This is a genomic window from Protofrankia coriariae, from assembly GCF_001017755.1.
In the GTDB taxonomy this organism is placed as follows: Bacteria; Actinomycetota; Actinomycetes; order Frankiales; family Frankiaceae; genus Protofrankia; species Protofrankia coriariae.
On sequence record NZ_JWIO01000008.1, the window covers coordinates 100,308 to 112,165 of the forward strand.

General features: G+C 71.3%; 5 protein-coding genes and 2 pseudogenes (1 of these 7 only partly in view). All 7 read left to right on the forward strand.

The window, feature by feature from the left end:
* Positions 1-841, forward strand: partial view of an ABC transporter permease gene (locus FrCorBMG51_RS07340; RefSeq protein WP_086055301.1) — the 3' portion only. Its footprint begins 92 nt before the window's first position; 841 of the gene's 933 nt are visible here — the last part of the coding sequence; its start codon lies beyond the left edge, outside the window; the stop codon is at positions 839-841.
* 71 nt (positions 842-912) lie between these two features.
* On the forward strand, positions 913-2,334 hold the full coding sequence (locus FrCorBMG51_RS07345) for an ABC transporter ATP-binding protein (protein ID WP_139342282.1): 1,422 nt from the start codon (positions 913-915) through the stop codon (positions 2,332-2,334).
* Positions 2,331-3,877, forward strand: a pseudogene (locus tag FrCorBMG51_RS07350) (glycosyltransferase family 2 protein). The gene FrCorBMG51_RS07345 and the pseudogene FrCorBMG51_RS07350 overlap by 4 nt, the downstream one beginning before the upstream one ends.
* A complete protein-coding gene (locus tag FrCorBMG51_RS07355; protein WP_076843340.1) occupies positions 3,874-5,718 on the forward strand; it encodes a glycosyltransferase in 1,845 nt (614 codons plus the stop codon). The pseudogene FrCorBMG51_RS07350 and the gene FrCorBMG51_RS07355 overlap by 4 nt, the downstream one beginning before the upstream one ends.
* A gap of 304 nt (positions 5,719-6,022) precedes the next feature.
* Entirely contained in the window at positions 6,023-7,198 is a 1,176-nt protein-coding gene (locus FrCorBMG51_RS07360) for a glycosyltransferase family 4 protein (protein ID WP_235433394.1), read from the forward strand.
* Between the two features lie 596 nt (positions 7,199-7,794).
* Positions 7,795-8,022 (forward strand): annotated as a pseudogene (locus FrCorBMG51_RS33030) (MarR family transcriptional regulator); the annotation flags it as partial.
* Positions 8,023-8,329: 307 nt separating this feature from the next.
* On the forward strand, positions 8,330-8,707 hold the full coding sequence (locus FrCorBMG51_RS30780; protein WP_338052704.1) for a GNAT family N-acetyltransferase: 378 nt from the start codon (positions 8,330-8,332) through the stop codon (positions 8,705-8,707).
* Positions 8,708-11,858: the final 3,151 nt, after the last annotated feature.

Genomic DNA, 11,858 nt, shown 5'->3' on the forward strand with positions numbered 1-11,858 from the left:
GCTCGCCCGTCGCAGCCGAGCCCAGACCCGGGTGCGCTGGGAGCTGCTGCGCAATCTGATCCGCAAGGATCTCAAGGTCAAGTACAAGGGGTCGACCCTCGGGTTCGCCTGGTCGCTGGCGAACCCGCTGCTGCTGCTCGCCGTGTACACCCTGGTGTTCCAGGTCATCATGAACGCCGGGGTGCCCCGTTTCGGCGTCTACCTGATGTCCGGCCTGCTGATCTGGAACGCGTTCTCCGCCAGCGTGTCCGCGGCCAGCGGCAGTGTGGTCTTCAACGCGAACCTCGTGAAGAAGGTCCGTTTCCCGCTGCCGGTGCTGCCGCTTTCCGCCGTGGGATTCGCCATCGTCCACTTCGTCCTGCAGCTCGCCGTGCTCTTCGCGGTGGTCGCGGCGCTCGGTTACAGCTTCGTCGGCTTCCAGCTGTTGCTGCTGGTGCCGGCGTTCGCGGTAGCGATGATCTTCACGATGGGCCTGGCCATGCTCGTGTCGGCGCTCAACGTCCGATACCGCGACACCGAGCACCTGCTGGAGGTGGCGCTGCTCGCGTGGTTCTGGCTCAACCCGATCGTGTATCCGGTCGGGCTGATCCGTAAACTTCTGCACGAGTGGACGTGGATCTATTTCCTGAATCCGATGGCGACGGTCGTCGCGACCTTCCAGCGGGCAATCTACAAAGGGCCGACCGTCAACCCCGCGAACGGGCAGGGCATCCTGGCCGACCCCGGATACTTCTTCTACCTCGAACATCTTGCTGTCGCGGGCGCGATGTCGCTGGGCCTGCTCTGGCTGGGAACACACGTGTTCCGCCGCATGCAGGCCGACTTCGCCGAGGATCTCTAGAACCCGGCTGAAGTGGCCACGACAACCGTCATGATCGTGTCCGCGGAGGCAGTGAGGAAGGTTTGACAGACGTGCCAGCGCAGCAGTCACCAGCCGGCCCGACCGTGACCGGCGAGGCCTTGGACGCCTCGGACGCCTCGGACGCGGACGTTTCGGACGCGGCGATCACCCCGGCCCCCGCACCCGCGACGGGTCCGGCGGGCCCAGCGCCCGTAGCGGGCCCGGCGGACGGGGCGGACGGGGCAGGCCCGGTGGACGTGACAGGCCGGACGGACGCGGTGGGCGAGGCGTCCACGGCGGCTCAGGGATCCCCGCCGGTTACCCCAGTGGTGATCCGGGCGACCGGTGTGAGCAAGAAGTTCATTTCCTACCACCGGCGGGCAACCAGCCTCAAGGAGCTGTTCGTCCGCCGCGGGCAGGCCAGCGGGGACGACTTCTGGGCGCTGCGCGACATCGACGTGGAGATCGGCAACGGCCAGACGGTGGGGCTCGCCGGGGCGAACGGCTCCGGCAAGTCCACGCTGCTGAAGGTGCTGGCCGGCATCCTGCGCCCGACCCACGGCGAGGTGTCGGTCAGCGGGCGGATCGCCTCCCTGCTGGAGCTCGGCGCCGGCTTCAACGGCGAACTGACCGGCCGGGACAACGTCTACCTCAACGCGTCCCTGCTCGGCCTGTCCCGTCGCGAGATCGACCGGATGTTCGACTCGATCGTCGACTTCGCCGAGCTCCCTCACAAGATCGACGACGAGGTCAAGCACTACTCGTCCGGCCAGTACGTCCGGCTCGGGTTCGCCGTGGCCGTCCACGTCGACCCGGACGTCCTGCTGGTGGACGAGGTGTTGGCGGTCGGGGACGAGGCCTTCCAGAAGAAGTGCCTGGCGAAGATCGAGGAGTTCCGGCGGCAGGGGCGCACGATCCTGTTCGTCACGCACTCCCTGGACCTGGTCGAGAGCATCTGCGACCGGGTCCTGGTCCTGGAGTCCGGTTCGATGATCTTCGACGGCGCGCCGGAGATCGGCACCCGGCTGCTGCGGCAGCGCCTGGGCAGCCTGCCCTCGGACGGCTCCGTGCCCTACGACGTCGCCGCCGTCCAGCCCGTCATGGCGACCTTCGCCAGGGACCCTGGGGGGCCGCCCCAGGTCCAGTTCGACCCGGGTGAGAAACTGACTGTCTCCCTGACCCTCGACCTCACCCGGGACGCGCCGGAACGGATCTACCTACACGTCTACGTTCTCGGCCAGCACGATCTGCCGATCTGGCTGATGGAGACGCCCGTCGGCGGCATACCGAGCAGACCCGGACTCCTCACCGTGGACTTCACCGTGCCGAAAATCCCCGAGCTGCTGGGCGCGTTCGCGATCAGCGTGCACGTCTCCGACGCCGCCACCGGCGTCCCGATCACCAAACGGCGCTTCGACGACCTGTTCGGGATCAGCGGCCCGCAGGCCGGCGGCCTGCTCAAAGTCGACTACGAGGCGAGGGCCCGCGGATGAGCGACTCGACCACCCCCGACCCGGCCCCCGAGGCTCCCGGCCTGACCGCCACACCCGCCAAGCCGACTGACGCGGCCACCGAGGCGGCCCCCGACCTGACCACCGCGGCCACCGGCCCGACCACCGTGCCCGCCGGCACAGCCGTCGAGCCGACCGCCGTGGCCGGGGAGCCGAACGTCGAGTCGGCCGCCGAACCGCTGGTGACCGTCGTCATCGTCAACTGGAACGGCGCGCACCTGCTCCCGGCCTGCCTGGACGGGCTGGCCAAACAGGTCACCGGCTTCGCCTTCGAGACGTGGGTGGTCGACAACGCGTCGGCGGACTCCTCCCGCGCCCTGCTGGCCGAGCGCTACCCGTGGGTCCAGGTGGTGCCCTCCGAGACCAACCTCGGCTTCGCCGGCGGCAACAACCTCGCGCTACGCGCGGTCACCACCCCGTACGCCGCCCTGCTCAACAACGACGCGGTGCCCGAGCCGGACTGGCTGGCCAACCTGCTGGCGCCGTTCGACGCCCCCGGCGGCGACCGGCTCGGCGCGGTCACCGGCAAGGTCGTCTTCCTCCCCCGCTTCCTGCGGCTGCGGCTGTCGACGCCGACCTTCACCCCCGGCCCGCACGACCCGCGCCAGCTCGGCGTCCGGGTGTCGTCGGTGACCGTCGACGGCCGGGAGACGCTGCGGGAGGTGCTGTGGGAGAAACTGACCTTCGGCGCCGAGGGCGGCCCGGACGCGCCGTTCTTCTGGACCCGCGGTGACGGCGAACTGTGCGTCCCGGTCCCGGAAGGGGGCCCGGTCACACTCGGTTTCACCTGGGCCGGCCAGGCAGCCAAACCGGTCACGCTGAGCTGGGACGGCGGGTCGGTCACCCTGGACGCCGGCGCCGAACCGTCCACGGTGGAGTTCACCGTCCCGGGCGACGTGGCACGCGTCGACGTGATCAACAATGTCGGCGGGATCGTGCTGCGCGACGGGTACGGCGCCGACCGCGGCTATCAGCAGATCGACACCGGCCAGTTCGCCCGCCCCGAGGAGGTTTTCACCGCCTGCGGCAACGGCATGGCGATCCGCACCCGGCTCGGGCACGAACTCGGCTGGTTCGACGACGATTTCTTCCTCTACTACGAGGACACCGACCTGTCCTGGCGGATCCGTGCCCGCGGCTACACGATCCGCTACATACCGGACGCGGCGCTGCGGCACGTCCACTCGGCGTCCAGTGTCGAATGGTCACCGCTGTTCGTCTTCCACACCGACCGTAACCGGCTGCTGATGCTCACCAAGGACGCGAGCGCCCGGATCGCGGTGGCTGCGGTGGCCCGCTACCCGCTGACGACCGCGTCGATCGCGCTGCGGACGCTGCGCCAGGCATGGACGGCGCGCAGCCGCCCCCCGCTGCGCCCGACCTGGCTGCGACTGACGGTCATCGCCTCCTACCTGCGGCTGCTGCCGGCCATGCTGGCCCGCCGGCGGGCNCCCGCCGGCGGGCGATCTCGCGGACCGCCTCGACCCGCCGTCACGAGCTGGAGAACTGGCTGGTGCGACGATGACGACCGGGCCGACGACCGGGCCGACAACCAGCTCGGCGACCGGGCCGGCGCGGACACGCGCCCCGCTGGCGGTGGCCGGGCCGGCCGGCGGCGTCCGGGCCGCCGTCTACAACAGGTTCTGGCATTCCATGGGCGGCGGGGAACGCCACAACGGCATGATCGCTAAGGTGCTCGCGGCCGAAGGCGCCGAGGTCGACCTGCTGGGGCATTCGGCGGTCGACCTGGACGCGCTCGGCGCCCACCTCGGGCTCGACCTGTCCGGCTGCCGGTACCGCCTGCTGCCCGACCGGGGCGACGACGCCGTCGCCGAGATCAGCGCCGAGTACGACCTGTTCGTCAACGGCTCGTACATGAGCCGGCTGATCCCCCGCTCGAAGCACGCGGCGTACCTGTGCTTCTTTCCGACACCGGCCGATCATGACGCGGCCGCGTGGCGCCGGGCCGCGATCCGCGCCGGCAGCCCGTTCCTGCGGGGCGTACGTCCGGCGGTCGGGTACGGGACAGGCTGGTATCCGCCCGAGGGCGGCCGCCGCCGGCAGTGGGTCTGGTCGAACGGCGCGGGGATCCTCTCGGTCTCCCCCGGCGGCGAACGGGTGCTGCACGCCGACGTCGGCCGGCCAGGGGCGCCCGGGACGGTACGGCTGCGCGTCCTCGACGCGACCGGGCAGGCCCTCGCTGACATCGAGGTCGGCGCCGTGTTCACGCCGATCTCCGTGCCGCTGCCCGCCTCGTCCACCGGGACCGAACTGATCCTGGTCAGCGAGACGTTCACCCCCGCGGCGACAGGCGCTCCGGGCACACCTGACGTACCTGGCATCTCAGATACACCTGATAGATCAGACGCGCCGAATGACACATCAGACGCGGCGAGCCCGCCGAACGGGACGAGCCCGCCGGACGGAACGAGCCAGGCGGACGGGACGGGACGGCCCGCGGGCGGCGCGGCGGCATCCCGGGACATTCGCCAGCTCGGGGTGGCGCTCAGCCGGCCACGGGTGACCGACCGGCGCGAAGGTGTCCGGGCCCGGGTGGCGCTGCGTTTCCCCTGGCTGCTCACGGACCCGCGTGACCTCGGCTACCTCGACGCCTACGACGTGGTCATGGCGAACTCGGCCTACACCCGGGACTGGATCCGCCGGCTGTGGCGCACCGACGCCGACCTGCTCTACCCGCCGATCCAGGTGGCGCGCCTGGCCCCGGCGCGGGAGCGGGAGCCGTCGGTGCTGAGCGTGGGGCGACTGTTCGCCCCCGGCCTGGGGCACGCCAAGCGGCAGCTGGAGATGGTGCGCTGGTTCGGTGAGCTGTGCCGTTCGGGCGCGCTGCCCGACTGGCGGATGCACGTCGTCGGCGGCTGTGAGGACTCCCAGCTCCCCTACCTGGAGCAGATCCGGGACGCGGCCCGCGGCCTGCCGGTGGAGATCCACCCGAACGCCCCGCGGCACGAGGTGGAACGGCTGCTGTCCACCTGCTCGGTGTTCTGGTCCGCGACCGGCTACGGGGAGGATGTCGAGCGCCGGCCGTGGACGGCCGAGCACTTCGGGATGACCACGGTCGAGGCGATGGCCGGCGGATGCGTCCCCGTGGTGATCGACAGCGCCGGCCAGCGCGAGATCGTCCGGCACGGGCTCGACGGCTTCCGCTGGACCTCCCCCCAGCAGCTCGCCTCGTTCACCCGGCGCCTGGCCACCGAGGACGGGATGCGCCGGCGGCTCGCGGCAAGCGCGATCGCCCGCGCCCAGGAGTACTCGGACACGGCGTTCGCCACCCGCTGGCGCGACACAGCCACCCGCCACCACCTCTACAGCAAGTCGCGGCAGGCGGAGAGCAATCACTTTCAGTGATTGCTCTCCGCTCAACAGAAAACAAACAAGACAGGCAACGTCGAACAACGTCGTCACGATCCAAGGACGTCGAGCCCTGGAATGGCTCACCATGGAGAACCGTTTGATCACCTTTGGCGATCATGCTCCACCAGAATGAGCAGCACCGGGAGTACTGACCACCGAGAGACACCGACCAGCAGGACCGTTCACGCCGGCTGCCGAAAGCTACCGGCAGCATGGCCTGCCGGCCCACGGCCCGGCGGGTGGTGTCGCCGGGCAACTGTGGTACTCACGGACGTACGCATGGAGAGGAGCGAGGTCGATGCGGGTCATCCTGGACGGAACGCCCCTGCTCGGCCCGCGTACCGGAGTGGGCCACTACACCGGCCATCTGCTTGCCGAACTACCGTTACTGCCCGGCCTGGACGTGGCCGCGACCGCGTTCACCTGGCGTGGGCTCGAGGAGTTCGCCCCGGCCCTGCCACCGGGCGTACGGCCGGCCGCACGCCGGATCCCGGCCCGACTCGTACACGAGGCATGGGCGCGCACCGACGCGCCGAAACTGGAATGGCTGGCCGGCGCGGCCGACGTGGTGCACGCCACGAACTTCGTCCTGCCGCCGCTGCGCCGCGCCCGCGGTGTGCTGACCATCCACGATCTCGCCTATCTCAAGCTCACGAGCACCGTCTCCACGGCGTCCGCCCGCTACCGGGAACTGGTCCCGCGCGGCCTGCGCCGCGCCGCCGCCGTCGTCACCCCGAGCGCTGCGATCGCCTCCGAGATCGTCGACACCTACCGGCTGGATCCGGCGACGGTGACCGTGACCCCGCTCGGTGTGGACGCGGCCTGGTTCGACGCGTCCCCGCCGTCCGCGCGCTGGCTCGCCGCCCGTGGCCTGCCCGAACGGTATCTGCTGTTCGTCGGCACCCTTGAGCCGCGCAAGAACCTCCCGACCCTGCTGGAGGCGGTCCGAGGCCTGCACGCCGAGGTCGCCGACGCCCCGCCGTTGCTGCTCGTCGGGCCATCCGGCTGGGGGCCGCTGCCCGACCAGTCGAGGCTGCCGACCGGGGCGGTCATCACCACCGGCTACCTGCCGACGAACCAGCTCCGCCGGCTGGTCGCCGGAGCCGTCGCCCTGTGCTTCCCCTCGTTCTACGAAGGGTTCGGCCTGCCACCGCTGGAGGCGCTGGCGGCCGGGACCCAGGTGGTCGCCTCCGACATCCCCGCCGTCCGGGAGGTCGTCGGCCCGCTGGCCGGCAAAGGGGTACGGCTCGTCCCACCGATGGACGCCGAGGCCTTCACCGACGCGCTGATCGGCGTACTCAAGGAGATCCCCGACCCGGCCCCGGGCCGCTCCCACGCCCGAACGTTCACCTGGCGCCGCACCGCCGAACACACCGCCGCCGTCCACGCGCCTCCCTCACCTGATCCACCCCACCCTGTAGGTGGATTCCGTCGTCACAGCAGCGGTCTCGACCTACAACAGCGGAAGCCGTAGGTGAAAAGCGCTGTGGTAGTAGCGGTTCCCACCTGCCCTTCGACCAGAGGCCGTGCCCGAAGCGGAACTCCAGGGCACCCACGGATGCACACAACCGAGCAGCGCACAGCACGGCCACAGTCAAACGACAGCACCTTGATTGCCGCCCGTAACCTCCGACACGCCGAAGAACCAGGGAGATTGCGAAAAACATCAACATCCCGCCAACCTGTACAAACGCTATTGATCGGGAATTTTGGCGCAGTTATCTCCAGACCCCTCCGGAGATTGAGCGAAGATCTTGCATCGCCGCAGTTCAGCGGGAATGAAAACTGTGGCAGGGTCCCCGCACGGGAAAAATCCGAGCCGGATTGCAACTCTTCTCGTAGGTGAGGGCGATGCACTGCTGTGCGGTCCCCGCGCAGGCAAAAGAGGCAGGACCCGGGAGCGCTGGAACGATGTTGGTTTCTGATCCGTGGTTCGGGAGTGTGGGCTGCCATCCCGCCTGGACGAGCCGGGCCGGCGGGCCAACATCAAAAAATGGGGTTGTTTTTCGGTGGCTCCCGCGCCTCGTGGGCTGGGGTGGCCGTTGTTCGTTCTGACTAAAGTCAGCGAACATGGACGAGGTCACCGGCGTCATACGGCGTTTCAACCGCGGCTACATCCAGTGGATCGGCGCTCTGGAGGACCCGTTCCTCGGGACGGGCCTGCCGCTGGGGGCCGCGCGCCTGCTGACCGAAATCGGCGCTGAACCGGCCACGTCCCAGGCGCTGCGCGTCCGCCTCGGGCTGGGCTCCGGGTATCTGAGCAGGCTGCTGCGACGGCTGGAAAAAGAGGGACTGATCGAGGTCACGCCGGACCCGGTGGACCAGCGACACCGACGTGTCGGCCTGAGCGACAAGGGCCGACGGCGCCGGGCCGAGCTGGAGGAACACTCCGAGGATCAGGCACGTCGCCTCGTCGACCCGCTCTCCGCGCGGCAGCGGGCCCGGCTGGCCGCCGCCCTGGCCGAGGCCGACCTGCTGGTACGCGCGGCGACGGTGGAGTTCGAGGCCGTCGATCCGGCCTCCCCGGTCGCCCGGCAGGCCGTCGCCCGTTATTTCGCCGAGCTCGGCCGGCGCTTCGGCTACGACCCGGCGGGGCAGACGGACGATGACGCCTTCCTGCTGGCGCCGCCGGCCGGTGTCTTCCTCGTGGCAGTCGGCGACGGCGAGCCGGTGGCCTGCGGCGGCGNGGGGGGAGCCGGTGGCCTGCGGCGGCGTGCGGACCATCGACGACGGCGTCGGCGAGATCAAGCGCATGTGGGTCCATGACGCGTGGCGCGGAGCCGGCATCGGGTCACGCCTGCTGCGCCGCCTCGAGGACACCGCCCGGGCCCTCGGCCACCACACCGCCCGGCTCGACACCAACGAGACTCTCGTCGAGGCCGTCGCGATGTACGGACGGGCGGGTTACCAGCCGGTGGGGCGTTACAACGACAACTCGTTCGCGACCCATTTCTTCGAGAAGCCGCTGACCCCGCCATATTGATCATCGGATCGACTGTTGTGGCCGCCCTGAAGCGGGCTGATGTGGCGGCAGCTTTCCCACCGCCGGCACTGCGTATCCGGCTGACGGGGGTGGGCAGGGGGTTCTCGTAGCCTCCAGGAGTGGTGGACGCAGTCGACGGGCCGGTGTCCGTCAGCCAGGATGCGGCCGGAGCGGAGCCGGCCCAGGCTGATCGGCGGCGGTCCGGCCTGGCGGACCGGGGTGGTGGACGGTGGCGCTTCGGCTCGGCAGGCCGGACCGGCGGCCGGCGATGGTCAGGCCCGGCGGCCCGGGGTGGTGGGCGGCGGTGGGCCGGCCTGGCGGGGCAGGGCGCTGGCCGGTGGCGGGACGGGGTCGCTGTCGCGGCGCTCGTCGGGCTGGACGTGGTGGTGGTCGCCGCGCTGTGGCCGACGCTGGTGCGTCCGCTCTGGTACGACGAGGCGTGGCGGGCGTACCACCTCAGCGTCGGCGCGGGCTGGTTCGAGGCCCTGCGGACGGCGAACGCCCCGCTTTCGGGGGGCTGGTTCGCGGTCGAGAAGCTGGCGGTCGCCCTCGGCGGCAACACCGAGCTCGTCCTGCGGGTGCCCCAGATCGTCGCGTTGGTCGCGCTGTCGCTGGTCACCTACCTGCTGGGCCGGTGGTGGCTGTCGCGGCCGGCGGCCACGGTGGTCGCCGAGCTGCTCACGGTCAACGGCGGGCTGCTCGTCTACGGGATGCAGCTGAAGTCGTACCTGCCTGAGGCCGCCTGCACGGCGGCCGTCCTGCACCTGTGGCTGTGCGCGCGCCGCCGCGCCGAGGCGGGCCGGCGCCCGTGGCCGGCACAGGCGGGTATGGCGCTGTGCGCGGTCATGACCGTCACCTCGCTGTTCGTCCTGGCTCCGCTGCTGTTACTGGACGTCGTGGACGCTGCCCGGGCCTGGTGGGCGCACCGTCCACAGCGGGCCCTGAGCACCACGATCGAAACGGATGCCGCGGCGCCGGAGACGGCCCGCCCGCGGCAGGGCTCGCAGCAGCGCACCTGGCGGAGCCCGGGGCGGCGTCCGATACTGGCGGGGCTGGTCGGGTCCGTGCTGGTGGGCGGCTGCGGGCTTGCTCACCTTGTGCTGTTCGTCCTGCCGCAGAGCTATCTGACCACGAATCCGTACTGGCGGGACTTCTTCCTCACCCGGGACAATGCCGCCGGCCGGTTACGGACGGCTCTGTGGGAGCTTCCCCGCAACACGTTCACGGCGGCGATGACCAGGCCGGACGCCCAGTTCGGTTCGCCGTTCACAGGCTCGCCGCTGCTCGCCGATCCGGATCACCGGCTGCACGTGTGCGTGATCGTCGGGGCGTTGTTGTGCTGGGCGGTCGGCCTGGTCGTGGCGGTGCGGGGCAGGGCGGGCCGGGCGTTGCTGGTCGCGCTCGGCGGGGCGCTGGCGCTGATCGCGTTCGCCTCGGCGGCGGGACTATGGCCGGTTGGGTTCGTCCGAGCGAACCTGTTCCTGCTGCCATTACTGTACGTGCTCGCCGGCATCGGTGGGTCGGCGTTGCTCCGGTCCGCGCTGCCCCGGCCAACACGGGCTCGGCCAGCCCCGCTCCAGGGGGCCGAACCCGGGCCGAACCGGTCACGGCTGAGCCGGTCACGGCTGAGCCGAGCCAGGCTGTGCCGGCTGTGGCTGGTGCCGTACCAGCCGGAACCGAGTCAGCGGGAGTTGAGCCGGTTGGGGATGGACTGCCTCGGGTCGAGCCGGTTGTGGGCGGGGCCGGGCGGGCTCGGGCCTGGTCGTGTGATCGCTGTGTTGCTCGCGGTCGCGGTTGTGTTGTTCGTCCTGGCGGCAGGGGCGGTCGGGGCCCAGCGGGGCAGGCAGATCCGGGCGAGCGCGGCCGGGCCGCTGCTGCTCGGCGACATGCGGGAGCTGGTCGCCGTCCAGCGGCGGACAGCCGGGCCGGGTGACATCCAGATCGTGATCCCCGGACGCTGGGACGAACGGCAGTGGTACAAGGCCCAGCAGTACTACGCGCGCTACTACGGCGGCTACCCGACAACGACCGGCCATCCGGCAACAGCCAGCCACCCGTCACCGGATGGCCACTCGACGACGGCCGGCCATCCGGTGACGGGCACGTTCGGCCCGCCGGTCGCCGAAGCGGACACGCTGATCCTGCCCCCGCTGGGCTGGGACGCCTCGATCCCGCCGTTCCTCGCCGGGCGTCCGCGGGCCGGCACGCTGTATCTGGTCACCTACAACCTGGTGTTCCCGGACGCCGTCCGCAGCCTGCACGCCCTGCTCGGCGGGCTCGGCTGGTGCCCGGACGAGNGGCTGGTGCCCGGACGAGCCGACCAGGCGGTCCTGGCCGCTGACCGGCGAGATCACCGCGTTCACCCGCTGCCCGCCCGCGACACCTCCGTCTGCGTCGGGGGCGCCGCCCGCGCGGGCGGCGTCGGTGCCGGCGGCCGGGCCAGCGGCATGAGCGTCCGTGCCAGAGCCGCCCAGCCGAGTACCGCGGCGGCGCCGAGCAGGCCGATGACGGAGGCGAGATAGCGGTAGTCGAAGCCGGCGGTCAGCGCCGCGAGCACGAGCACGGACATCCCCGCTCCGGACGCCAGCCAGAACATCCGCCCCGGCCCGGCCGAACCGGCCCCGGCGGCAGCCGGCCTGGCACGGCCTCGTCGGGTGCTGGCGGCCGNGGCGAGCAGGCCGGCGAGCAGGCCGGCTCCGACCGGGGGCATGGGCAGGTAGCCCAGCCGGCTGTATGCCGCCAGCTTCCCGGCGAGCGGCCGGGAGATCCCGGTGAGGACGTAGTGGCCGTCGGCGGCATGCGGGTTCTGCGCGGGCAGGATGTTGGTCAGCTCCGTGGGCAGCTCCCAGGTCACCGCCCGCGAGGTCCGCGCGTTCTCGTGCTGGACGGGCGAGAAGTAGCCGGCCAGATAGGCCACTGTGGTGGTGACCACCATCGTCGGCTGGGCCCGGACGACCTCGGCGGCGAACTGCCCGGCAAGTTCCTCACGCCCGGCGGGGATGCCGTCGTTGCCCTGGCGCAACGGCGAGTCGTCGGGCCACAGGTACATGTCGGGCTGTGGGCGCCGCGCCACCGGCCGCGGGTCGCAGAGTGTCCGAAGGTCCTCCCGGGACAGGACGTCACAGTCGGCGAACGGCGCCACCCGCCCGTA